Source organism: Sphingomonas sp. Leaf230 (genome assembly GCF_001421745.1).
Lineage (GTDB): Bacteria > Pseudomonadota > Alphaproteobacteria > Sphingomonadales > Sphingomonadaceae > Sphingomonas.
The window spans coordinates 19,231-42,231 of sequence record NZ_LMKW01000005.1 but is presented as its reverse complement, the minus strand read 5'-3'; the positions used below and the strand labels follow the sequence as shown (position 1 = coordinate 42,231).

Below are 23,001 nucleotides of genomic sequence, written 5' to 3'. Positions count from 1 at the left end.
CTGCCGCGCGGGGCGAACTAGGTTCGTCAGGAGTCATCATCGATGCATCGTACAATCGCGACCTTCATGGTCGCGGCGTCCTTGGCCAGTGCGGCCGAGGCGCAGACATCACCGCCGCCGGGTCTTCCGGCGGCGACCACCTCGTCACAGGCGACGCCCGCCTTTTCGCTCGATGCCGCGCTCGGCGCTGCCGGCATGCCATCGGCTTCTCGCACGACGGCAACAGACACCACAACAGGCGGGGCGGCGTCCGGTCCCGGCGGGAGCACGCAATCCGCGCTGCCTTCGATCGGAGCGGCGACCGCGAACGTCGCGGCCGCAACCGCCGCAAGGCGTGTAGCGGGGCTGCGCCCCAATCCCGAATTACAAACGCAGGTTGAGAATATCAGCGGCAGTGGTGCCTACAGGGGGGTCAGGAGTTCCGAGACAACCGTCGGCGTAGCGCTGCCGCTGGAGCTGGGCGGCAAGCGCCCCGCGCGTGTCGCGTTGGCGACGGCCCGGCTGACCCGCGCACAGATCCAGGCCGAGATCGCGCGGGCCGATCTGCGCTTGAGGGTCACACAACTCTACATCGAGGCTGCTGCGGCCGAGCGTCGCTCGGAAGTGCTGGGTGAACAGGCGGGGATCGCCAACAACGCGCTGCGCATCGCCCGAGAACGCGTCCAGGCAGGCGACGTCGGCCCGATTGAGATGCAACGCGCAGAGGTACTGCGCATCAACGCACAGATCGCCGCGGACAGCGCGACACGACAGGCGCAAGCGGCACGGGCCAATCTCGAAACGTTGCTCAATGCAGCCGTAACGGGACCGCTCGACCGCGCCTGGTTCGAGCGGATCGATGGCTATGGACCACAGCGCCCTGTCGAAATCGAAGGGACGCTGGCGCTCGTCGCTGCACAAGCCGATGTCCGCACCGCCGACGCGCAGGTTCGGGTGGCCCGCTCGTTACGTGTTCCGGACCTGACGGTCAGCGCGTTCGCGCGGCGACTGGCGGCGACCAACGATACCGCGGCCGTCGTCGGCCTTTCGATCCCGCTGCCGTTCTTCAACAACGGCAGCGCGTTCGTCGCGCAATCGCAGGCTGAACAAACCCAGGCACAAGCACTGCGCAGTCTGGCCATCGTCGACACCCGTCAGCAGATCGCCAGTGCGCAGACCGAGGTAGCGAATGCTGCCGCCACGGCACGGGCGGCGGGTGGTCCCGGCTTGGCCGCCGCGCAGGAAGCCGCCCGCATCGCGCGGATCGGCTGGACCCAGGGCAAGTTCGACCAGATCGCGCTCCTCGATGCCGAGCGCACACTGTCACAGACCCGCCAGACCTATGTCGATGCACTCGCCGCGTATCACGACGCGCAGGCTCGGCTCGATCGGCTCACGACGCCGGCCCCCACGATTTCCGGAGATGAACGATGATGAAGGATAAGCGCCTGCTTGGCGGCGGCGCGGCCGTCGCGCTCGTCGCCGCACTTGGCGGTTTCGGTGTTGCACGCTGTAGCTCGGATCAACCTGCTGCCACGGAAGCGGCGAACGGCAACACCGCAGCCCCGGCCGAGGAGGAAAAAACGCCAGACACGGTGGCGATGACCGCGCAGGCGATCGAGCAGGCCGGCATCGCAACCGAGACGATCAATCCCGGCGGGTTGGGCGCGGAGATCGTTGCGCAAGCGACGGTAAGCGCATCGCCGCAAGGCGAGGCGATCGTCAACGCCCGCGCAGCCGGTGCCGTGACGCGGCTGATGAAGCGGCTTGGCGATCCGGTGCGTGCCGGCGAGACGCTGGCGATCGTCGAAAGCCGCGATGCGGCACAGATCGCAGCCGATCGCAGTGCTGCGGCTGCCAAGTCGACGCTGGCGCAAAAGGCGCTCGCACGCGAAAGCTATCTGTATCGCCAGAAGGTCTCGGCGCGGGTCGAGCTGGAACAGGCACAGGCGGAAGCCGCCTCGGCCGCGGCCGAAGCGCGACGCGCCAGCGTCGCGGCGGGTGCCGCGCGCATCACGTCCGATGGACGCGGCGTGCTGGTGTCGAGCCCGATTTCAGGCCGCGTCACCTCGGAGAATGTCAGCCTGGGCGCGTTCGTCCAGCCCGAAACCGAACTGATGCGTGTCGCCGATGCGTCGAAGATACAGGTCGAAGCTGCGGTCGGACCGGCTGATGCACAGCGGCTTTCTGCTGGCGATCGGGCGATCATCGAACTGCCTGATGGCCGGACGGTGGAGGCGCGGGTACGCGCCGTCACGCCGGGCCTTGCCAACGACACGCGCTCGGCGACCGCGGTCCTTGATGTGACGGGAACACTGCAACCGGGTCTCGCGGTGCGAGTGCGTCTACTCCCGAGCCGGGGCAGCACGTCAAATGCGATCGTGGTGCCGGAAGATGCGGTCCAGACGGTCGAAGGGCGCGATGTCGTGTTCGTACGGACCGCCAAGGGCTTCCGCGCGCAAAACGTCACGATCGGACAGCGCAGCAATGGCCGCGTCGAGATCCTGAAGGGGCTGCCCGCTGGCAGCCAGGTCGCGACCAAGAACGCATTCCTGCTCAAGGCCGAACTCGGCAAGGGCGCGGGCGAGGAAGAATAGACCATGATAGCCAACCTCATGGCGCTCTCCGTCCGCGCCCGCTGGACGGTCCTCGCATTGTTCCTCGTCATCGCCGGCCTCGGCGTGTGGCAGCTTACCAAGCTGCCGATCGACGCGGTGCCCGACATCACCACCAAACAGGTTCAGATCAATACGGTCGATCCGCGGCTTTCACCGGTCGAGATCGAAAAACTCGTCACCTATCCGGTAGAAATCTCGCTCGCCGGCATCCCCGGCCTGGAGACGACGCGCTCCATCTCGCGCAACGGCTTCAGCCAGGTCAGCGCGATCTTCACCGACAGCACCGACCTTTACTTCGCGCGGCAGCAGGTCGGTGAACGCCTGCGACAGGCCGCCGAGAACCTGCCGGACGGCGTGGAACCGCAGATCGGACCGGTAACGACCGGCCTCGGCGAGATCGTCATGTACACGGTCGGCTACGCCAATCCGGACGGAAAAGGCGCGAAGAAGGTGGCCGGCCAACCCGGCTGGCAACCCGATGGCAGCTACCTGACGCCGGAAGGCGAACGGTTGACCGACGCTGTCAAGAAAGCCGGTTATCTGCGCACCGTGCAGGATTGGATCATCGGTCCGCAGCTTCGCTCGGTGAAAGGCGTGGCAGGCGTCGATTCCATCGGCGGCTTTGCCAAGACGTTCGTGGTCGAGCCCGATCCGACAAAGCTCGCCAGCTTCGGCATCTCGTACAGCGAGCTGGGGCAGGCGCTCGAAAACGCCAATCTCGCGGTCGGCGCCAACTATTATAACAAGGGCGGCGAAGCCTATCTTGTCCGCGTCGACTCCCGCGTGCGAACCGTCGATGAAATCCAAAATGCCGTCGCGGCAACGCGGGGCGGAACGCCGATTACGATCGGCCAGATCGCCAACGTCCGCATCGGCGGCGATCTGCGCACGGGTGCGGGTAGCATGAACGGGCGGGAAGCGGTGATCGGCACGGTGCTGATGCTGATCGGACAGAACAGCCGCGTCGTTGCCGAGCAGGCGTCGACCAAGCTCGATCAGATAACCAAGACCCTGCCAAACGGGATACAGGTAAAGGTAGTCCTGAACCGCGCCGAGCTGGTCGGCGCTACGGTGGCTACGGTGCAGCGCAACCTGACCGAGGGCGCGATCCTCGTTGCGGTTGCGCTGTTCCTGCTGCTGGGCAACTGGCGTGCCGCGGTGATCGCGGTGCTGGTGATCCCCTTTTCGTTCCTGATGATGGCCATGGGAATGAACGCGTTCAACGTCCCCGGCAATTTGATGAGCCTGGGAGCGCTCGACTTCGGTCTGATCGTGGATGGCGCAGTCATCATCATCGAAAACTGTCTCGCCAGATTGGCGCATCGACAGGAACATGAAGGCCGGCTGCTCGCGCTTCGGGAACGGCTGGAAGAGACGATGCGGGCGGCGCAGGAGATGATCAAGCCGACCGTCTTCGGGCAAGCGATCATCCTGCTCGCGTTTGCCCCGCTGCTGACCTTCACCGGCACCGAAGGCAAGACGTTCTCGCCGATGGCGATCACGATCATGCTCGCGCTGGTGGCGGCATTCTTGCTGGCGATCACGCTTGTTCCCGCACTGGTCGCTATCCTGATCAGCGGCAAGGTCGCGGAAAAGGACGTGTGGCTGATCCGCAAATCCAAGGCGGGCTATCTTCCACTGCTGGATCAGGCGATTGCGCGGCCGTGGCCGTTTATTATCGGCGGACTGGCCTTCTTCCTGGCGGCAATCCCTGCGTTCGGGTTGCTGGGATCGGAATTTATCCCCCAGCTTGATGAGAAAAACCTGGCATTCGCGTCCACGCGCGTGCCCTCGGTCAGTCTCGAACAATCGCTCTTGATGGAGCGCAAGGTTGAGGCGGCGGTAACGAAAATCCCCGAGGTCGCCTTGATGTTCTCCAAGACAGGCACTGCGGAAGTCGCGACCGACCCGATGCCGCCGAACGTTTCGGACGGCTTCGTCATTCTGAAACCATCAGAGGAATGGGCAAAGGGCACAACCAAAGCCGATGTCGTCGCCAAGATTGAAAAAGCGACGGGCGGACTGCTCGGTAACCTTTACGAGGTCAGCCAGCCGATCCAGCTTCGCTTCAACGAGCTGATTGCCGGCGTCCGCGGCGACGTCGCGATCAAGCTCTACGGTGACGATCTCGACAAGATGTCGCAGACTGCGAATGAGATGGTGCGTGTCCTGCAGACCATCCCTGGTGCCACAAGCGTCAAGGCCGAACAGGTCGGTGGCGCGCCGGCGCTCGACGTGAAGCTCGACCGTGCGGCCATCGCGCGGCTCGGCCTCACGGTGCGCGATGTATCCGATACGATCGCGGCGGGCCTGGGCGGACGTGAATCGGGATTGGTATACGAGGGCGATCGTCGGTTCGACGTCACCGTGCGCGTGCCCGAGGCGACGCGTGCCAACCTCGACGACATTCGGTCGCTGCCAGTGCTGCTGCCGGAAGTCGAAGGACGTCCCCGGGCACAGGTGCCGCTTGCGCAGGTAGCACAAATCCGGCTGACCGAGGGGCTGAACCAGATCAGCCGGGAGAACGGAAAGCGTCGTGTTGTCGTCCAGGTAAACCTTGGCGGACGCGATGCCGGCTCGTTCGTGGCAGAAGCGCAGGCAAAGATCGCGAAAGTGAAGCTGCCGGCCGGCTACTACCTCGAATGGGGGGGGCAGTTCGAGAACCTGCAGGCGGCCTCGGCACGCTTGTCGATCGTCGTACCACTCTGCTTCCTCGCAATCTTCGGGCTGCTCTACATGGCGCTCGGCGGGTTCGGGCGGGCGGCATCTGTGTTCCTGGCGGTGCCGCTGGGGCTCGCCGGCGGCGTGTTCACGCTCGCCTTAACCGGGATCAACTTCTCGGTGTCCGCGGCCGTCGGGTTCATCTGTCTCGCCGGCGTGGCGGTCCTGAACGGCCTCGTGGTGATGACCGCGATCCGGGAAAGCAGCGAAGCCGGACTACCCGTCGCGGAGGCTATCCGACACGGCATGGCCGAGAAGATGCGGGCGGTGATCATGACCGGGTTCGTGCCCGCCATCGGCTTCGTGCCGATGGCACTCGCTCACGGCACCGGCGCGGAAGTGCAGAAGCCGCTCGCCGTGACCGTAATCGGTGGCCTCGTTGCCGCGACCATCCTGACCCTGCTGGTGCTTCCAGCCATCGCCAAGGTCGTCCTGGGGGCGACGTCCGGCAAACGAACAAAGGATGACGACCGACCGACCGACGCACACGAGGAGGCCACGGCATGACCATGATGAAGCTGCTGCGGGTATATACCGACGAGAATGCGTATTTTGGGGACCGCAAGGTCTTCGAACTCATTGCCGAGCGGGCGCGCGACGCCCGTCTCGGCGGTGCGACGGTGATCGAGGCGATGATCGGGATCGGGCGATCGGCGCACACACACCGTCGTCATATCCTCGAGAACGACCGGTCGGTGGTGATCGAGATCGTCGACGACGACGCGAAACTTCGGACCTTCATGACGGGCTTGCGCGACCTGAAGGGAATCGGCCTGATAACGCTGGAGGCGGTGGAAATTATCGACCTCCATGCCGACGCGGACGCGGACGATGACGGACGTTGAGCATGGCGGCGCGATCGGTCCAGTTGGCGCTTCGCCTGATGGTGCGCGCCCGGCGAATGCCGCGCGCGCCGCGATCGAGAATGTCGTGATCCTGACGGCATCGCCGCTGCGCGTCTGGTCGGTCCTCACGGACTTCGCCGCGCATTCGCAATGGAAGCCGTTTGTTCAACTCGCGGGTGAAGCGGTCGAGGGCGGCGAGGCAACGTACAGCTTCCGCATCGGGGGGCTTGGGAAGCCTGTCACGACGACGGCTGACATCACCCGTGTCGAAAAGCCCGTCGTCTTTGCGTGGACTGCGGGTGTGGCAAAAGTGCTGTTATTCGAAGAACTGTACGAACTAGAAAGCGATCCGGCTGGCACTCGCCTGCGACATAGCTTGCGTTTTCACGGTTTACTCAATGGCATATGGACGGCGCTCCTGCGTAAGAAGCTGCAGGCAGGGCTTGTCCAGTCGGATCGATGCCTGGACCGGCGGCTTCGGTCGCTAGCAGTGCGGCCAAATCCGAAACCACGGCTCTTACCTGTCCGGCATGGTGGCAAGAAAACCAGGAGGCATAATTGATGCCACTTTGCAGCAAGGTTGCAACCCTGAGCTTGGCTTCGATGATGGCGCTGTCTGCCTGCTCTGAACAATCCCCGAAGATGCCACCAACCGAGCAGGAGACCCACGCCCGCGACAGTGCCGTGACAAGCGGTACGCCAGGTCGCCACCTTTATCGATGCGACGATGATCAGACGCTCTTGGTCGACTTCAAGGATCAGGGGCTCACCATCGAGTTACGGCGCGATGCGAGTGCGCCCGCGGCCGTTCTGACGGCACCGTTGCAGGGCCTCCAATACGTCGGAGATGCGGAGACTGCGACGTTTTCGGGCAACCAAATCAAAGTCGAGGCACCCGGCAAACGTCCGATGCTTTGCCAGAAAGCGACCCAGTTATGACTGATCCCACTCTAGATGCCGGCGCGACAGATCGTCAGCGACGTACGCTCTGGATCGTCCTGATCCTCAACGCGGCGCTTGCTGTAGCATTCGTCGCTACGGGACTGATCGGCGATTCCAGTGCGCTGATCGCCAATGGTCTCGACAACGGTTCCGATGCCGCGGTCTATGGGCTCAGCATCGTCGCGTTGACGCGCAGCGCACGCTGGAAGCAACTCGCGGCCGGGGTGTCCGGCATCATGCTGCTCCTGTTCGCGGTCGCGGTCCTCATCGATGTCGCGCGCCGTTTCGCGCAGGGCAGCGATCCGATCGGTCCGACAATGATCGGCATGTCGATCGTCGCGGGTATAATCAATTATCTTTGCCTGCGCCTCCTGCAGAAGCTGGAGAACAAGGACGTCAACCTGCGCGCGGCGACGACCTTCAGCCTTAACGACTTCATCTCGAACGGCGGCATTGTCATCGCCGGCGCTTTGGTCATGTGGCTGGGCGTGAACTGGCCGGACCTCGTGGTCGGGCTGGCGACGGCCGCCATCCAATTGTGGGGCGGCATCAAGATCCTGCGCGACGCGAAACAGGATGCGCGCCTAACCAAGGACAATCAGAATGGCTGAGAAAACCAGGCTCGACCTTGCCGTCATCCTGCCCGACGTGCCGGATGCCGCGGACGCCTGCGTCACGCGGCTTGTACAGAGGTTGGTAGACCGCGAAGGCGTCAGCGAAGCCCATGTCGTCCCCGCCAGCGGCGAGACGCCGGCGCAATTGTGCATTCATTACGATCCAGACCGGCTTTCACTCTTTCGCATTCGCAAGGTAGCGTCTGGCGCAGGCGCGCAAATCGGTGCGCGCTATGGTCACGCGATGTTCGACATCGCGGCCATGCATCAACGGCGCGCGCGTACCCTCGCCGATCGATTAAAGGCCATGCCTGGAGTACTGGAAGCCGATGTCGCTGCTGGTGGTCGTGTGCAGGTCGAGTTCGACCGGGAACGCACCGACGAAGCCACCATCCGCAGCGCCGTTGCCGATCGTGACGCGCCCGCTTCCCAAACCTCGAACGACGATCACGCGGGTCACGATCATGGTCCGGGCGAACACGATCACGGCAAGGAGGGACACAACCACAGTCATGGCGGTATCCTCGGACCGAACACCGAGCTGTTCTTCGCGCTCGGCTGCGGTGCCGTCCTCGGCGTCGGCTTCGCGATCGAGAAACTGGTTGTCGGGGCACCGTCCTGGCTGCCGCTCGCCTGCTACCTGATCGCCTATGTTCTGGGCGGCTTCTTCACCGTTCGCGAGGCGATCGATAATCTGCGAATGCGCCGGTTTGAGATCGACACGCTGATGCTGGTCGCCGCGGCGGGGGCGGCCGCGCTCGGCGCCTGGGCGGAAGGCGCGCTGCTCCTGTTCCTGTTCAGCTTTGGCCATGCCCTCGAACATTATGCGATGGGCCGCGCCAAGCGAGCGATCGAGGCACTGGCCGAGCTGGCGCCGAAAACAGCCCTGGTTCGCCGGGAAGGCCGGATCAGCGAGGTCTCAGTCGATACGCTGGTGATGGGCGACATCGTCGTTGTCAAACCCAATGCGCGGCTGCCCGCCGACGGCTTCCTGACACTGGGCTCAAGCAGTATCAACCAGGCGCCTGTGACGGGCGAGAGTATCCCGGTCGACAAGACCGCCGTCGACGATGCGGATCAGGCCCGGGCCGATCCCGACCGCGTCGATGCCGCCAGCCGTGTGTTCGCCGGCACGATCAACGGTAGCGGGGCGATCGAGATAGAGGTCACGCGCTTGTCGACCGAAAGCGCGCTCGCCAAAGTCGTGAAGATGGTCAGCGAGGCTGAGACGCAGAAGTCACCGACGCAACGCATGACCGACCGGTTCGAGCGCGTGTTCGTGCCGGTGGTGTTGGGTCTGGCCGTCCTGCTGCTGTTCGCGTGGGTCGTCATCGATGAACCCTTCCGCGACAGCTTCTACCGCTCGATGGCAGTCCTCGTCGCCGCCAGCCCCTGCGCGCTGGCGATCGCAACGCCGAGCGCCGTGTTGTCGGGTGTCGCTCGCGCCGCGCGCGGCGGTGTGCTGGTGAAGGGCGGCGGGCCGCTGGAGAACCTCGGTTCGCTGACCGCCATCGCTTTCGACAAGACCGGCACGCTCACGGAAGGCCAGCCTCGGATCACCGATGTTGTCGCTATGGCGGGGGTAGCCGATGACCGGCTTCTTATCACGGCCGTCGCCGTGGAAGCCCTGAGCGATCACCCTCTTGCTGCGGCGATCGTCAAGGACGGCAAGACACGCCTAAACGACGCCGCGTTGCCACAGGCTAGCGATCTGGAAAGCCTGACCGGCCGTGGCGTCCGCGCGACGCTGGAGGGCGATCCTGTCACGATCGGCAAGGCCGAGATGTTCGGCAAGGACGGTCTCGCTGCATTGGCCGAAGAAACGATGGCCGCGGTCGAACGGCTCCGCGCGGGCGGGCGGACGACAATGGTCGTGCGACGCGGTGACGTCGATCTGGGCGTGATCGGGCTGATGGATACGCCCCGTGCGGCAGCCAAGGCGACGCTCGCGATGCTGCGCACGCTCGGCATCAAGCGCATGATCATGATCTCGGGCGACAACCAGACGGTCGCTGAGGCAATCGCCCGCGAGGTTGGTATCGACGAGGCATGGGGCGACCTGATGCCGGAAGACAAGGTCGAGGCGATCAAGAAGCTGCGCAGCGACGGCAAGGTGGCGATGGTCGTGGTATCGACGAGGCATGGGGCGACCTGATGCCGGAAGACAAGGTCGAGGCGATCAAGAAGCTGCGCAGCGACGGCAAGGTGGCGATGGTCGGCGACGGCGTGAACGACGCGCCCGCGATGGCGAATGCGACCGTCGGGATCGCGATGGGCGCGGCGGGCTCCGACGTCGCGTTGGAGACTGCCGACGTGGCGCTGATGGCGGACGACCTCGCCCATCTCCCGTTTGCGGTCGGCCTGTCGCGGCAGACCCGGTCGATCATCCGGCAGAACGTCTTCGTCAGTCTGGGCGTGGTGGCGATCCTGGTGCCCGCGACGATCTTCGGTCTCGGGATCGGGGCAGCCGTCGCCATGCACGAAGGGTCGACGTTGCTTGTCGTCGTGAACGCGTTGCGGCTGCTCGCCTATCGCGATCGGTTCGCCGCGTCGCGGACCGCCTGATGTCCTGGAGACCGCGTCCATCCGATGCGGTCTCCGCAGGTTAGGAAGGACCGTTTGAGATGTCCGATACCACCGTCTCCGGCGTCCTAGCCGTTCGTGCGCAGATCCTCGCACGCAGTCAGACGCTCAACCGCCTGGCGTCGCCTGCTGCGGCGCCGGGTGCAGCTACGGCCGTGCCGCGGACCGAAGCGCCCGCGACATTCGGGGACACCCTCAAGAACATCGTCGGCAAGGTGAACGAAGCGCAGGAAGCGGAGGATGTGGCCACCGAGCGCTACGAGCGGGGCGAGACCACTGACATCGCCNGGCTCGGTATCGTTCGCACCGAAGCCTCGCAGATCCTCGCACGMAGTCAGACGCTCAACCGCCTGGCGTCGCCTGCTGCGGCGCCGGGTGCAGCTACGGCCGTGCCGCGGACCGAAGCGCCCGCGACATTCGGGGACACCCTCAAGAACATCGTCGGCAAGGTGAACGAAGCGCAGGAAGCGGAGGATGTGGCCACCGAGCGCTACGAKCGGGGCGAGACCACTGACATCGYCACYGTRGCGTTGATGCAGAACCGCGCTTCTGTGTCATTCGAGGCGACGCTTCAGGTCAGGAACAAGCTCCTGTCGGCCTACAGGGACATCATGAGCATTCCACTCGGATGACNGCGTTGATGCAGAACCGCGCTTCTGTGTCATTCGAGGCGACGCTTCAGGTCAGGAACAAGCTCCTGTCGGCCTACAGGGACATCATGAGCATTCCACTCGGATGACACAGATCAGCCGTGGAATCCTGTCTGGAAGCGTGTTCGTCAGGCGTGCGGGCGTGGTGCTAATCGCTTTGCTCGCCGCGGCGTGCTCGTCCCCAGATGCGGATGCCGATGGCGAGGCGCACAACACCTCGGCGCCCGGTTCCAAGATGCAGATGCATGTCTTCACCTGTGAGGATGGATCATCGATCCTAACTGGCTTGAGTGCCGACAGCTTCGTTGTCGATCTGGTCGGTTCAGCGCCAGAGGACCGTGAAACGCTGACCGTGCCACGCGGACGTGCGCGCGCAGTCGATGGAAGATTGACGGTCGCGATCGGCAAGGATCTGCTCCACCTCGAGCGGATCGGGCAAAAGGGTGGCAACGAACATCTGTCGTTCAGGGGAAAATCATGCTGGCGCTGAGCTATACCATCATTCCGGTCCTCGCGGTTATCCTCGGCGGTGCGTTCGCGACTTGGCGCAGGCCGGGCGACGCGTTCATATCTGCCATGCAGCACCTCGCGGCAGGTGTCGTGTTCGCCGCTGCGGCGACCGAAATCCTGCCTCAGGTCCTGCACGCCGGGTCGCCGCTNGGCGACGCGTTCATATCTGCCATGCAGCACCTCGCGGCAGGTGTCGTGTTCGCCGCTGCGGCGACCGAAATCCTGCCTCAGGTCCTGCACGCCGGGTCGCCGCTGGCGACGTTCATCGGCGGATCGGCCGGGGTCGCGGTCATGCTGGGACTGAAAGCATACGAGGCCCGCGCGGCCGGACCGGTCACATTGATATCCGCGGTCGGGATCGACATCGTCGTCGACGGATTGGTGCTGGGCCTTGCGTTCGTCGCCGGCGCCAAGGCGGGCGTTCTGCTCACCGTCGCGCTCACGCTGGAGGTGCTGTTCCTCGGCGTGACGGATTGGTGCTGGGCCTTGCGTTCGTCGCCGGCGCCAAGGCGGGCGTTCTGCTCACCGTCGCGCTCACGCTGGAGGTGCTGTTCCTCGGCGTGACGCTGACGACGGAACTCGCTGAATCCATCACCTCTAAACTCAGGATCATCCTTACCGTGGTGGGACTCGCGCTGCTGCTGCCGATCGGCGCGCTGCTGGCGATCCCGGTCGCTGGCTTGTCACCCCCGGTGGTCGCCGGCTTCCTGTGCTTCGGCCTGATGGCGCTTCTGTTCCTCGTCACCGAAGAGTTGCTAGCCGAAGCACACGAGAAGCCGGACACGCCGCTGATCAGTGCGATGTTCTTCGTCGGCTTCCTGACGCTTCTTCTCATCGAGGAAATCGCACTTTGAGTAGGCATCGTTCACGCGGGTTCGATCCAGGAACCGACTATTTTAATAAGGAAAAAAGAATGTCGCTCATCAAGGCGCGCTGGCTCATTCTCAGTGTTGCTATGGCTCTGTCCGCCTGTTCCGCAGAAAAGCCTCCCTACCAGTTCGCGTCAAAAGAGTTGGGTTTGACCGATGCGATGCACGGGGCGAACCCTCCGCACGATAAGACAAGCATGGTCGTGCCATCCACGGGCGATCCGGACACCGACTTCCTGCGAGGCATGATTCCCCATCACGAAGGTGCAGTGGAGATGGCGCGTGCCGTAATCGCTAATGGAACAGATCCAAAAATTCGTGCGATGGCGGAGGAAGTAATCCGAACCCAACAGGCAGAGATCAAGACGATGCAGACTTGGCTTGCCGAACGGCAAGCTTCTGAAAAGGGCTCTCGATGACGGCTCGCAGTCATTTCGACAACGCTTCGCTACCCCTCGCGCCCTCTGCCCCTCGGGCTCCGATGGGACGGATGGCGTGACAGAAGCTCGATGCGATGCGCTCATCATCGGCGGCGGACCAGCGGGATTGACTGCCGCAATCTACCTTGCACGCTGTCATCGGCGCGTCATCGTGGTCGATGAGGGAAATAGCCGGGCAAAATGGATACCGCGTTCGCACAATCACGCCGGTTTTCCGGACGGGATCGCTGGTGATGATCTTCTACAACGGATGCGCGAACAGGCCGAGCGCTACGGTGCTACGATTGTGACTGCCCGCATTGATTCAGTAGCGCAAAACGCCAATGACTTCGACGCTCGCGGGGTGGGAATAACCCTGTCCACGCGATCGATCCTGATCGCAACGGGTGTCGAGAACCGTCGCCCCTCGATCGACGCCGCGGCCCATCGCGACGCACTGGATCGCGGCCTGCTGCGCTACTGCCCGATCTGCGACGGTTATGAAGCGACTGGCCAGGCTATCGGTGTCATCGGTGCGGACACGCATGGCGTCGCTGAGGCGCTGTTCCTTCGCACGTTCTCCGACCGAATAACACTGGTGGCGAACGAGGATTTCGAACTCGACGCTTCCGACCGCGGCGCGCTGGAGGGGGCAGGCATCGCTGTCGCGCCAAGTGCACTCGAACAAATCGACTTTTCTGGAGAACACGTAACGCTGCGTCTAGCCGATGCGACCGAAATGCAGTTCGATACGATCTACCCGGCGTTGGGTTCGGACAGCAATAATGCTCTTGCGAAGCAGCTCGGGGTCGAGCTTAGCGATGATCGCTGTATTGTAGTTGATACCAAACAGCGCACTAGCATCTCGGGTGTTTACGCTGCTGGTGACATCGTTATGGCGCTAGATCAGATAAGCGTCGCCATGGGTCATGCAGCTATCGCCGCAACCGCTTTACATAACGACCTACGCAAGCTCGATGGCCATACCCACTGAAATAAGATTATTAGTCCTTGATAACTGCCATGGAATGAGGCTATGTTGTGACGATCAGCGAACTGCCTAATTTGACAATGAAATACTCGCCTCCGTTCATCCGCCATCCCATCCACTGGTGGGAGCTGGCGGTCCCAGCCGGCGTATGGATTGCCAGCGCGAAGATGCTATTGGCATGTGCCCGCACGTTGCGCCGGTCAGGATTTCGGCATCCAAATACTATATTTTTGCTTATTCGATTATCGAGTCGATTTTTTCGCATTGGTTTCCGGATTTGGCGGCACTTAGGAAGCAAGTGGCGCTAAACGCTGTAATGTATCTACGGCGCCGACGGGGTCCTGCAGATTGACATCCAATCGCCAGTACCAGTTCATTGTTTCAACGGATCAACACTAATCGTACATCGCACCGGCGTGCGCCCCTTGTTCGCGCGTTTTCTGCACGCCTGCAAAATAACGCGATTGGCGGTGACAATCCGGTCACCCGCCGCGATGTTAGCAAAAGCATCCGGTGCTGCGGCTTGCATAAGCCGCTGACCGGCTTCCCATTTCGGCAGGCCGAGCGTGCGCACCGCCATCCACTCGGGCACCTGCCATTTCGCCGGCAACTCGCGCGCGACGATCCCCGGCACGATCATCCATAGCAGCGCCCCGCCCAGGAACGCCCCGGCGCCGACCTGCCACAGGGTCCGGCGCTGCTCGTCCGCGCGGCGGGCATAACCACCGATGCCGTGCAAGGCGGTGGTCGCCTTGTCCATCTTCTCGCCGGCGGTCGCGATCAAGCGCCGGTCCTCATCACGGGCATGGGCGCCGGCCGCGACGATCCTGTCGGCGACATAGCGCGGCGCGACATTGTCCTCGGCCGCCTTCGCCAGCACGCCGACATTCTGCATGGTCGCGTTAAGCGCTTTCGCCATCTTCCCCAGCGTCTCGCTGTAATCGGGGAATTCCGGCACTTCGGCACGTTCAGCTGCCAGTCGCTCGACGGCGCGGCGCATCAATGCAAGCTCGCCACGCACGCCCTCGAACGCCTCCGCTGCGGCATCTAGTTCGTGATCGTCACCCATGCATTGCTTCTCCTTTTACCGCACGAAAGCACAAACCGGATCATACCCGAAGGCACGAACTCTCACCGGCTCATCCCCCGGTCCCGATCGCGCCCGCGATCAAGCGACGACGACAGGGCATCGCCGATCGCCCGCTCGCGCTCGGTTTTCAGTACCAGCTCGGGCGCGCGGGCGCGCAACGCGGATTCGAGCTGTGGGTCGCGGTGCAGGCCACCCGCGGCCTTCTCCATCCGCTCGCGCAACCGCTCGGCACCGGCGCTGTCGCCGGCCCGCTCCATGCCCGCCCGCGCCTGCTGCATCTTCTGCCAACCCTCCACGAACCGGTCCGCGCGCGCCTCCGGATCGAGCCGCACGCGCTGCTCTTCGGCCATCGCGCGCGCGGCACCGGTCGTATTGCCGCCCGCCACCTGCTCGATCAGCTTCGGGTCGCGCGCCAACGCCGATGCAAGATCACGCGCGGTATGGGGACGGCTCGCGTCCAGCGTCTCACCGGCTTTCTGCAAGGCGCTTTCCTGATGCGGCAGCACCGGCAGCCCCTTGTCGCGCATCCGGCCTATATCGCCCACGGCACGCGCATAGCGTTCGATCGCCTTGGCCTGGTCGGGCTTGCCAGCGGTCGAAAGCCCGCCGCGATCAAGCACTGGCGACGCCGCTTTCTCCAGCGGCGGTTTCGGCCGGAAGCCGGCGAACATGCCCCTGGCCTTGTCGCGGACCTTCTCGACCATCTGGCGCGCGCGTTCCGGGAACCGGATCTCGCGCCGATCGGCGAACGCGCGGGCCTGGTCCTGCTCGGGCTTGGCGTAATCGCCGGCCATGTCCTTGCCCCGCTCGCGGCTGAGCGTGCGGACAAGCTGGCGCTGATCGGCGAAGTCGTCGCGGCCATAATGGAGCTGCACGTCGTCACGATGCCGCGACATGCCGACATAGGCGCTGTGGCGGTCCATGCCGGGGGTGGCGAGGACATGCGCCCGATCGACCGTCACGCCCTGCGATTTGTGAAACGTCGCCGCATAGCCGTGATCGACATGGGCGTAATCCTTGGTGTCGAACGCGACCCCGCGCCCGTCATCGAGGCGCACCGCCATGCCCTCGGGCGATACCCGCTCGATCGTGGCGAGCGTGCCATTCTTCACCCCCATACCCCGTTCGTTACGCAGGAACATGATGCGGTCGCCGGTCGCGAACTGCCGCTCGCCACGCTCGGCCTTCACCGTCACGTTGTCGCCAAGGTCGCCGCTCGCGCGCAACCGGTCGCGCGCCTCGCCATTGAGGCTCTGCACTTCGGCGTTGGTGTGGGTGAGGATGATCCGGGTGCTTCCGGCTTCGGCCTGGCGCGCGCGATCCCACCCGTCGACCAGTTCGCCCCGCGCCTGCTCGCGGGTGTCGGCCGCGTGGACCATGCCCTTGCCGTCATAGGCGTGGATCGCTTCGCCGGTGCGCCCGGTCGCCAGCGCGCGGGTGGCGTCGCGCTGCCAGTCCTCGCGCTGCCGCCTGATCTCGGTGATCTCGGCCGCGCCGTGGCGCTCGGTGACGCTGCGGAACGCCGCGCCCGCCTCGATCGCCTGCAACTGCTCGGGGTCGCCGACCATGACAACCTTGGCCCCGGCATCGCGCGCCTGCGACAGCACCCGCTCCATCTGGCGCGAGCCGATCATGCCGGCCTCGTCCACCACCAGCACGTCCCTAGGGCCTAGCTGCTCGCGCCCCTGCCCCCATGCGTGTTCAAGACTGGCGATGGTGCGGGACCGGATGCCGGACCCGCCCTCAAGGTTCTCGGCCGCGATGCCCGACAATGCCGCGCCACGAACCGTGTAGCCCTGCCCCTCCCATGCCTCGCGCGCGACGCCCAGCATCGCAGATTTGCCGCTGCCGGCGTAGCCGACGACGGACGCCAGCCCTGCGTCGCCGGTGACATGATCGAAGGCGTCGCGCTGCTCGCCGGACAGGACAAGCCCCCGCGCCTCGGCCGCGCCGATCGCGGCGTCACGCTGCCGATCGCCGACACTGTGTTCGCCCCGGCCCGCCAGCTCGTCGCCGGCCCGCTCAAGCCGGTTCTCTACTGCAATCATGTCGCGCGACGTGAACCGCTCCTGGTCCCGCCCGTCCTTCCCCAATGCGACCAGCTCGGGCGACGCCCGTACCGCCCCCATTACCTGGTCGAACTGATCCTTGCCGTCGCTGTGGCGGAACGCGAACGTCGCAAGGTCGCGGGTGGTGAACGTCGCTTGGCTGCGCGTGATCGCGTCCAGCGCGACATTAGGATTGGCGATGATCTTCGCGCCGTTCTCACGGGCGATGCGCGTGTGATCCTCGATCCGCTCCGCCTCAAGTCCCTGCTCCGGCCGGCGCGATGCTGCGGGTCCGATCTTGTGCTGCGGCTCCAGGCCAATCCCCTGCGCCTCATAGGAGCGATGATCGATCCGACCCTCAAGCCCCAGCTCGGCCATGCGCTCGTTGACGTGCGCGCTCCACGCCTCGCGCCAGTCCTTCAACAGCTCGGTGCTGTTCCAGTCCCGGTTCTTCTTCCCGAAGCCGTCCGGTCCCACGTCGCGCATCGTCATCATCACATGCGCGTGCGGCTTCGGCGTGCCGTCCTTCGCCTTGTCCCAATGCACGTTCAGGTCTGCGACCATCCCGCGATCGACAAACTGCTTCTTCACGAAATCGCGTGCGAGCTGGACACCCTGCTTCTCGTTCATCTCGCGCGGAATCGAGAACTCCACTTCGCGGGCAAGCTGCGCGTCCTTGCGCTTCTCACCGGCCTCCACTTCGTTCCACAAGGTCGAGCGGTCGTTTAAACGCTCCGGTGCGCCCTCCGGCAACATCACCTCGGAGTGGATCACACCGGCCTTGTTGCTGAAATCGTGATCGCGGTTCAGACGGTCATCGTGCAGCTCGGACGCGGAACGATAGGCGGCGCTCGCAACGGCGCTCGATCCGTTCGCGCGGCTCACAACCTTGGCGGAAAAATGGTAGATCGCCATGATGCTCCACACATTGCCTTACTTAGCGCACGTCGGCAACGACGTATAAGCGCGCACTCACAATCCGCTTCGCTTCTCATGATTGACTTGGTGCTACTTCTGGCTTGCGCTTCGCGTCCTGTATGGCAAACTGCTGCGGTGAGGAGAGTGGAATGAGCCGTGCCTACGAAGATGCGATGGAACGCCGCCGCGACGAGTATGTCGCCGGCGCGTTGGGTGTCAGTGTCGAGACGCTGGAGGATTATCCTTTCGAACTGGACGAAAACGCCAGCGATGATGGTGTGGTCTATGGCTGGCGCGTTCTATGGGATGATGAAGCCCCGCCCGGTGTTGATGTGAATGGTTCAGCCGGCTCGCTGTGGTCGGATATTCCGGCAGAGCCCGATGGTCCCGACGAGGATGATTACTGATGCGAAAGGTTCGGGACTACGATGCCGAACTGAAGGCGCTGAATGATAAAGCCCGCGCGCTCAAGGCGAAGCGGGTTGAACAGCTCGGCCAGCTCGTCGCTGCCACGGGTGCCGATGCGCTCGATGCGGAAACCCTCGCCGGCGTGCTACTCGATGCGATCGGGTCGAAAGATGCGGGCGCAAAGGAGGCATGGCGCGCGAAGGGCGCTGCCTTCTTTCAACGGCGTGGGCGCAAAGGTGGCGGCGCTGCTGCAATCGACGGATCGGTCGCTGCGACTGAACCAGGCGGCAACGCTGCGGGCGGAAGCGGCACAACGCCGAACGGATAGCAGGGGCTGGGTCGTGCAACGTCGCGAGCGAACGCGCCATCTGATTGAGCTAGGCGGGCTGGTCCAGAAAGCTGGCCTGGTCGAACTGACCGACGACGATCGCGCCACCCTTTACGGCGCGCTGCTTGATCTCGCCGGGCGTGGTCGCGGCGACGATGCTGGCGACATCCTGGCGCTATGGAAAAGACGCGGAAAACGCGCGTTCGACGCGGAAGCTGAAGGGAGCGAACCGCAATGAGCGATTTCGATATCGAGGCGATCCGCCGCCAGGTCCGCGCGATGGATTTCGTGCGCGGCACACCGGCAGAAATCGCGATGTGGCACGAGGACATGGCGGACTCGCGCGCCAACTTGGTCATCGAGAACATGATCCCGACGCCTAACGACGATACGTTCTTCGCGATGATGCTGGACGAGGGCGTGCCCCCTCCCCTCGTCTCGCAAATCCTGCTCCGGCTGCTCGATCATCCCGACGCCGATCGGTCCCTGCCGGTCACGCCTATTCAACGGACGACGTGATGCCCAAAACCGTCGATCGGAATGAACAGATTGCGTCCTTCGACACAGGCTCTTTGCTGCGGACGGTGGATGATCTGGACGTGATGCGCGATCACCTCAAAGGCGATAATTTCAATGCACCGGAGATGCGGCACGACCTGCTGCGCCTGCACGGGTTAGCCATGCGCTTCGTCAATGAGGCGCACACCGATCCGGTCATGGCCGAAAAAATGTTCGACCTGGCGGCGGACCTTGAATGTCGCATCCAAGACCTGTCCGACGCGCTGGCGAGGATGCTTGCTCCGATCCGCACGCTGCAAGCATTGGAGCCAAGCGATCAGGAGAGACCGGGTTTTTGATGTGCTCGCCTTTGCAGAACGCTATCATATTCTAATCTTGGGATATTCCGAGCGTAACGACGCCCCGGTCATTACGCTCTCGCTGGGGAAGTAGCATGGGCCTTGCGCGCGCCACCCGTAATCTCGCCCGCACCGCCCGTGCCAACCCGATGTGGGCCTTGTTCGGCATCCTGCTCGCCCCTTTCCGGTTCGCCCGGCACATCATTGGCGTGGTCCTGTTCGCAATGGTGCTGTTCGTGGCGTTATTCCTCCTGCTGATGCTGGCGATCTGGTACTTCAGCCTCGATAAGAACGGCGCTGTCGCTCAGCTTGGCGTGTTTGGGATCAGCGGTGCCGTGGTCCTGGTCACGGCCTGGATGTTCGTCCTGCCCCTGCTTCGCCGGTTCGACTATGGTGATAGCGCCGACACGCATGGTTCGGCCCGCTTTGCCACAGCCGGGGAAGCCCAAGCCCTTAACGACGATCACGGCCTGCTGATCGGTCGCGACGTGAAAACCGGCAAGCCGATGCGCTATGCCGGTCCCGCCCATCTGCTGACGATCGCACCCACCCGCACCGGCAAGGGTGTCGGCACGATCATCCCCAACCTGCTCGAATATCCGTTCGCGGTCGTCTGCATCGACCCCAAAGGCGAGAACGCCCGCATCGCCGCGCGCCAGCGCGGCAGGTTCGGCGCGGTCCATGTCCTTGATCCGTTCGGCGTCACCGACTTGGCCTCGGCGGCGTTCAATCCGCTCGATCGCATCGACCCGCACGGCCTCGATCTTGCCGACGATTGCATGACGCTCGCCGACGCGCTGGTCCACGACGCGCCCGGCGAAGCCGGCGACGCGCATTGGAACGAGGAAGCCAAGGCACTGATCGCCGGTATCCTGCTCCACATCGTCACCATTGAACCGCCAGCCACCCGTACCCTGGACACGCTGCGCGACCGGCTGACGCTCGCCCCGGCCGCATTGGCCTCGCAACTCGCCGCGATGCAGGCGCAAGGTGGCCTGGTCGCGCGCGCCGCCAATCGCCAGCTCGGCAAATCCGATCGCGAAGCGGCCGGCGTGCTGTCCGCCGCGCAACGCCATACCCACTTTCTCGACTCCCCGCGCATGGCGACGGTGTTGGGCGGCTCGGATTTTACGTTCGCCGGGTTGAAGGATGCGCCGGCGACGGTGTTCCTCGTGCTGCCGCCCGATCGGCTCGCCAGCTATGCGCGCTGGCTGCGGCTGATGGTCGCACAAGCCCTGACCGAGCTGGCGCGCGCGCCGGGTCGCCCGCCCTGGCCGGTGCTGTTCCTGCTCGACGAGTTCGCGGCCCTCGGCCGTCTCGAACCGGTCGAACGCGCGATGGGACTGATGGCGGGCTATGGCGTCCAGCTCTGGCCGATCCTGCAGGACGTTCACCAGCTCCGCGCGCTATACGGGCAGCGGGCCGGCACCTTCCTGTCGAACGCAGGGGTGCTACAAGTGTTCGGGGTCAACGATCAGGACAGCGCCAAGCTCGTCTCCGACCTGGCCGGGCAGGAAACCGTCGTGTTCGAGACCATGAGCCGCGCGATCGACGCGGAAGAAAGCGGCCTATCCTACGGTCAGCAGCATGTCGGCCGCGCCCTCCTCACTCCCGATGAAGTCCGCACACTCAAACCCGATCGCCAGCTCCTGTTCCTCGCTGGGCAGCGGCCGATCCTTGCCGCCAAGCTGCGCTACTACGACGATCGCGAGTTCGCCGGGCGGTTCGATCCGGCGTGACCGGTCGCGGCCTGCTTGTTCGGCCGCAAACCAACGGGTTGATTTAAGCCCCGCTGGTGACGTTCACTGCGATCAGCACCTGGGATAGTCGAAGGCCCTTTCCCTGCCCTCCACCGCGCTCCTGACGGTCGCTGTGCGACCTTCTGGCCGCTACCTCGCCCACTTCTTTCCCGCTTAGCCAGCGGCGCTTGCGCCGCCCTTGTGATGCCGAAGGCGGCACGAAACGAATGCGCATCGGCCATAGGCCGATTCCATTTGACCTTCTCTCGTAGGGTTCTGGGCGTACTGCTGACGTTAAAAGAATCTGTTAAATATGAATCGTTAAGTAGGTTAAGCCGCAAAAAGTGGCCATTTACTCCTTTAGGATCAATGGGTTGCATAAGTCGGCGGTGGGTGAAAACACGTGATTCGGTGTGTGAAAACACGATAGCGCGGTGTGTGAAAACACGTATCAAAGGTGTGTGAAAACACGATAGAAACGGCTCGAAAATGCCGATCGCGGGTGTCCTGTTGGCCTTGTCGGCTCCTGATCTCAACGGGGCTGCATCGCTTCCGAGGGCGGCGGTGTGTGATAACACGATAGTTAGGAGCGTCCTGAAAGCCGGTCCATCAGGTCATCGACCTCTACGGTGCGCCGTCGATCGGCTTCCATGCGGTCGCGCCGGTCTTGCTCGGCCTGGAGCTGCTCGGAGAGTGCCAAGGCTTCTGCCTCCCCTCTCAACCGAAATAGAATGGCCGGGCTACCGTCGTTCGTTGCCACCATTTCCACCGCATAATCGGGAAGTTGGTTGGTCTCCACGATTTTGCGGAGCATCCGGTTGAACTCTTTTGGCTTGCTGTCGCTGCCGGTTTTGTCGCGCAGCACCTCCACCCGGCACGTCCACCCTCCACGCTGATTGCCAGCGTGCTTGCGCGCGATACGATAAAGCGCCCGCTCAAGCCCGCCGGTTAGCAGGAAGTAGTCGGGGTGCATGGTCAGAAGCGACCGCTCCGCCATGATTCCCTCATAGACCCAATCCGACAGGGTGATGGTCATGCCGCGAGGCTGGTCCGTTTCGGGGTCGACCTCCAACGTCCATTTGTCGAGCCAGTTGAAGCCCGCCTTGCTGCGACGTTTGGGCGCGCGGATCGACGTGGAAATGGAGGTCGTCTGCAACCGCTGTAGGGCGGCCTGGAGATCTTGATAGGCGCGACCGCTGGTGTTGCGCTTGATCGCCCGCAAAAGGTCGTAGGACGTGGTGGTAAGCGTCCTGGGCAGGTCGTTGCCCCCCTGCTCCCGCATCCGATTGAGCGCCGACGTGGCCCATATGATGATATCGGCGTCCCAGATCGTCGCCATGCCGTAGGCCGGTATCGCCTCGATCTTCACCCAGGTCGCGCCGTCCGGGCTGGTATATTCGATCGGCTTGACCCGCTTGCGTTTCTGCAAGGAAAAGAACGGCCGCTCCATCGTCTCACGCTGATCCTTGAGCGGAAGGTCGCCCATGATCGGCAGGAACAGGTCGAACTCCGGGCTAGGGTCGCGCCGCTTCTTCATGGTTCAATCCTGCACGTTTGCAGTTGTGCATATGTGCACACGTTCAAGCACGTCCGAACTGCTTGTCGGCGTCGTATTTGGCGACCAGCTCGGCGATCGCTTCGGCCAGCAATTCCTGATGGCTGCGGCGTGTCCTCGCGGCCAGAACTCGGAACGCCTCGGCGGTGGGGTCGGCCGGATCGAAGTAAGCGCCCAAGTGATATTTGCCCGGTCGTTGCCCGCTCGACCGGGGAGCGCGCGCGTCCGGTGGGGACGTTACACGCTCAGGCGAGGCGGACTCGGACTTTGCCTTTGTGGCGACCGCGGGCGCGAGGAGCGATGATCGTCGTGCCATG

The 23,001-nt window shown here is 64.0% G+C and carries 22 protein-coding genes and 3 pseudogenes; 21 read left to right on the top strand and 4 right to left on the bottom strand.

Annotated features, from left to right (window positions below; all coding sequences use genetic code 11):
- Positions 1-42: 42 nt before the first annotated feature.
- The 15 genes and pseudogenes from ASE82_RS05650 (at position 43) to ASE82_RS05590 (ending at position 13,744) form a co-directional block, all read left to right on the top strand.
- Positions 43-1,413, top strand: coding sequence for a TolC family protein (locus ASE82_RS05650; RefSeq protein ID WP_056060090.1), 1,371 nt, complete (start codon positions 43-45; stop codon positions 1,411-1,413).
- A complete protein-coding gene (locus tag ASE82_RS05645) occupies positions 1,413-2,576 on the top strand; it encodes an efflux RND transporter periplasmic adaptor subunit (protein WP_200910678.1) in 1,164 nt (387 codons plus the stop codon). Before ASE82_RS05650 ends, ASE82_RS05645 begins: the two co-directional genes overlap by 1 nt.
- Positions 2,577-2,579: 3 nt before the next feature.
- Entirely contained in the window at positions 2,580-5,825 is a 3,246-nt protein-coding gene (locus ASE82_RS05640; RefSeq protein WP_056060082.1) for an efflux RND transporter permease subunit, read from the top strand.
- Positions 5,822-6,163, top strand: coding sequence for a DUF190 domain-containing protein (locus ASE82_RS05635; RefSeq protein ID WP_056060080.1), 342 nt, complete (start codon positions 5,822-5,824; stop codon positions 6,161-6,163). The genes ASE82_RS05640 and ASE82_RS05635 overlap by 4 nt, the downstream gene beginning before the upstream one ends.
- A complete protein-coding gene (locus ASE82_RS05630; RefSeq protein ID WP_056405879.1) occupies positions 6,150-6,725 on the top strand; it encodes an SRPBCC family protein in 576 nt (191 codons plus the stop codon). Before ASE82_RS05635 ends, ASE82_RS05630 begins: the two co-directional genes overlap by 14 nt.
- Before the next feature lie 41 nt (positions 6,726-6,766).
- A complete protein-coding gene (locus ASE82_RS05625; RefSeq protein ID WP_235524600.1) occupies positions 6,767-7,102 on the top strand; it encodes a hypothetical protein in 336 nt (111 codons plus the stop codon).
- Entirely contained in the window at positions 7,099-7,716 is a 618-nt protein-coding gene (locus tag ASE82_RS05620; protein WP_056060071.1) for a cation transporter, read from the top strand. Before ASE82_RS05625 ends, ASE82_RS05620 begins: the two co-directional genes overlap by 4 nt.
- A pseudogene (locus ASE82_RS05615) lies at positions 7,709-10,284 on the top strand (heavy metal translocating P-type ATPase). Before ASE82_RS05620 ends, ASE82_RS05615 begins: the two are co-directional and overlap by 8 nt.
- Before the next feature lie 59 nt (positions 10,285-10,343).
- Positions 10,344-10,589, top strand: a pseudogene (locus ASE82_RS20360) (flagellar hook-basal body complex protein FliE); the annotation flags it as partial.
- A 1-nt stretch (position 10,590) separates the two neighbouring features.
- Positions 10,591-10,934 (top strand): flagellar hook-basal body complex protein FliE (gene fliE / locus ASE82_RS20010; protein WP_443025073.1); only part of this gene is annotated, 344 nt, incomplete at its 5' end.
- Positions 10,935-10,936: 2 nt separating this feature from the next.
- A partial coding sequence (locus tag ASE82_RS19815) for a flagellar hook-basal body complex protein FliE (protein ID WP_235524598.1) occupies positions 10,937-11,041 on the top strand: 105 nt, incomplete at its 5' end.
- Positions 11,038-11,442, top strand: coding sequence for a hypothetical protein (locus ASE82_RS05605; RefSeq protein WP_056060068.1), 405 nt, complete (start codon positions 11,038-11,040; stop codon positions 11,440-11,442). The genes ASE82_RS19815 and ASE82_RS05605, both read left to right, overlap by 4 nt.
- 191 nt (positions 11,443-11,633) lie before the next feature.
- Positions 11,634-12,316 (top strand): annotated as a pseudogene (locus tag ASE82_RS20005) (transporter).
- Between the two features lie 59 nt (positions 12,317-12,375).
- Entirely contained in the window at positions 12,376-12,750 is a 375-nt protein-coding gene (copM, locus tag ASE82_RS05595; RefSeq protein ID WP_056060065.1) for a CopM family metallochaperone, read from the top strand.
- Positions 12,751-12,826: 76 nt separating this feature from the next.
- Positions 12,827-13,744, top strand: coding sequence for an NAD(P)/FAD-dependent oxidoreductase (locus ASE82_RS05590; RefSeq protein ID WP_056060062.1), 918 nt, complete (start codon positions 12,827-12,829; stop codon positions 13,742-13,744).
- Positions 13,745-14,114: 370 nt separating this feature from the next.
- Here ASE82_RS05590 and ASE82_RS05585 read toward each other — a convergent pair whose 3' ends face one another.
- Positions 14,115-14,810, bottom strand: a complete 696-nt coding sequence (locus ASE82_RS05585; protein WP_183937714.1) for a DUF6118 family protein — start codon at positions 14,808-14,810, stop codon at positions 14,115-14,117.
- 62 nt (positions 14,811-14,872) lie between these two features.
- Positions 14,873-17,794, bottom strand: coding sequence for a Ti-type conjugative transfer relaxase TraA (gene traA / locus ASE82_RS05580; RefSeq protein WP_056060059.1), 2,922 nt, complete (start codon positions 17,792-17,794; stop codon positions 14,873-14,875).
- Between the two features lie 152 nt (positions 17,795-17,946).
- Between traA and ASE82_RS05575 the strand changes: the two genes are divergently transcribed.
- The 6 genes from ASE82_RS05575 (at position 17,947) to ASE82_RS05550 (ending at position 21,129) form a co-directional block, all read left to right on the top strand.
- Positions 17,947-18,204 carry a hypothetical protein gene (locus ASE82_RS05575; protein ID WP_056060056.1) on the top strand — a complete coding sequence of 86 codons (258 nt, stop codon included), beginning with the start codon at positions 17,947-17,949 and terminating at the stop codon, positions 18,202-18,204.
- Positions 18,204-18,533, top strand: a complete 330-nt coding sequence (locus ASE82_RS05570; RefSeq protein WP_056060053.1) for a conjugal transfer protein TraD — start codon at positions 18,204-18,206, stop codon at positions 18,531-18,533. Before ASE82_RS05575 ends, ASE82_RS05570 begins: the two co-directional genes overlap by 1 nt.
- Before the next feature lie 13 nt (positions 18,534-18,546).
- Positions 18,547-18,771: a conjugal transfer protein TraD gene (locus ASE82_RS05565; protein WP_056060050.1), complete on the top strand. Its 225-nt coding sequence runs from the start codon at positions 18,547-18,549 to the stop codon at positions 18,769-18,771.
- Complete coding sequence (locus tag ASE82_RS05560) at positions 18,768-19,052, top strand: hypothetical protein (RefSeq protein WP_056060047.1); 285 nt, start codon at positions 18,768-18,770, stop codon at positions 19,050-19,052. The genes ASE82_RS05565 and ASE82_RS05560 overlap by 4 nt, the downstream gene beginning before the upstream one ends.
- Positions 19,052-19,390, top strand: a complete 339-nt coding sequence (locus ASE82_RS05555; RefSeq protein ID WP_056060044.1) for a hypothetical protein — start codon at positions 19,052-19,054, stop codon at positions 19,388-19,390. The genes ASE82_RS05560 and ASE82_RS05555 overlap by 1 nt, the downstream gene beginning before the upstream one ends.
- Before the next feature lie 95 nt (positions 19,391-19,485).
- Positions 19,486-21,129: a type IV secretory system conjugative DNA transfer family protein gene (locus tag ASE82_RS05550; RefSeq protein WP_056060041.1), complete on the top strand. Its 1,644-nt coding sequence runs from the start codon at positions 19,486-19,488 to the stop codon at positions 21,127-21,129.
- Between the two features lie 583 nt (positions 21,130-21,712).
- Here the strand turns inward: ASE82_RS05550 and ASE82_RS05545 are convergent.
- Positions 21,713-22,666 (bottom strand): replication initiator protein A, encoded by a 954-nt coding sequence (locus tag ASE82_RS05545; protein WP_056060039.1) that lies wholly within the window; start codon positions 22,664-22,666, stop codon positions 21,713-21,715.
- A gap of 43 nt (positions 22,667-22,709) precedes the next feature.
- Complete coding sequence (locus ASE82_RS20320) at positions 22,710-23,000, bottom strand: ribbon-helix-helix domain-containing protein (protein WP_311725827.1); 291 nt, start codon at positions 22,998-23,000, stop codon at positions 22,710-22,712.
- Position 23,001 lies beyond the last annotated feature (1 nt).

What these genes read in the sequence shown, in the direction of transcription:
- ASE82_RS05570 (WP_056060053.1), top strand. Translation starts at nt 18,204, where the DNA reads ATGCGAAAGGTTCGGGACTACGATGCCGAACTGAAGGCGCTGAATGAT.
- traA (WP_056060059.1), bottom strand. Translation starts at nt 17,794, where the DNA reads ATGGCGATCTACCATTTTTCCGCCAAGGTTGTGAGCCGCGCGAACGGA.
- ASE82_RS05645 (WP_200910678.1), top strand. Translation starts at nt 1,413, where the DNA reads ATGAAGGATAAGCGCCTGCTTGGCGGCGGCGCGGCCGTCGCGCTCGTC.
- ASE82_RS05625 (WP_235524600.1), top strand. Translation starts at nt 6,767, where the DNA reads ATGATGGCGCTGTCTGCCTGCTCTGAACAATCCCCGAAGATGCCACCA.
- ASE82_RS05545 (WP_056060039.1), bottom strand. Translation starts at nt 22,666, where the DNA reads ATGAAGAAGCGGCGCGACCCTAGCCCGGAGTTCGACCTGTTCCTGCCG.
- ASE82_RS05605 (WP_056060068.1), top strand. Translation starts at nt 11,038, where the DNA reads ATGACACAGATCAGCCGTGGAATCCTGTCTGGAAGCGTGTTCGTCAGG.
- ASE82_RS05650 (WP_056060090.1), top strand. Translation starts at nt 43, where the DNA reads ATGCATCGTACAATCGCGACCTTCATGGTCGCGGCGTCCTTGGCCAGT.
- ASE82_RS05640 (WP_056060082.1), top strand. Translation starts at nt 2,580, where the DNA reads ATGATAGCCAACCTCATGGCGCTCTCCGTCCGCGCCCGCTGGACGGTC.
- ASE82_RS05550 (WP_056060041.1), top strand. Translation starts at nt 19,486, where the DNA reads ATGGGCCTTGCGCGCGCCACCCGTAATCTCGCCCGCACCGCCCGTGCC.
- ASE82_RS05635 (WP_056060080.1), top strand. Translation starts at nt 5,822, where the DNA reads ATGACCATGATGAAGCTGCTGCGGGTATATACCGACGAGAATGCGTAT.
- ASE82_RS05560 (WP_056060047.1), top strand. Translation starts at nt 18,768, where the DNA reads ATGAGCGATTTCGATATCGAGGCGATCCGCCGCCAGGTCCGCGCGATG.
- copM (WP_056060065.1), top strand. Translation starts at nt 12,376, where the DNA reads ATGTCGCTCATCAAGGCGCGCTGGCTCATTCTCAGTGTTGCTATGGCT.
- ASE82_RS05555 (WP_056060044.1), top strand. Translation starts at nt 19,052, where the DNA reads ATGCCCAAAACCGTCGATCGGAATGAACAGATTGCGTCCTTCGACACA.
- ASE82_RS05630 (WP_056405879.1), top strand. Translation starts at nt 6,150, where the DNA reads ATGACGGACGTTGAGCATGGCGGCGCGATCGGTCCAGTTGGCGCTTCG.
- ASE82_RS05620 (WP_056060071.1), top strand. Translation starts at nt 7,099, where the DNA reads ATGACTGATCCCACTCTAGATGCCGGCGCGACAGATCGTCAGCGACGT.
- ASE82_RS05585 (WP_183937714.1), bottom strand. Translation starts at nt 14,810, where the DNA reads ATGGGTGACGATCACGAACTAGATGCCGCAGCGGAGGCGTTCGAGGGC.
- ASE82_RS05575 (WP_056060056.1), top strand. Translation starts at nt 17,947, where the DNA reads ATGAGCCGTGCCTACGAAGATGCGATGGAACGCCGCCGCGACGAGTAT.
- ASE82_RS20320 (WP_311725827.1), bottom strand. Translation starts at nt 23,000, where the DNA reads ATGGCACGACGATCATCGCTCCTCGCGCCCGCGGTCGCCACAAAGGCA.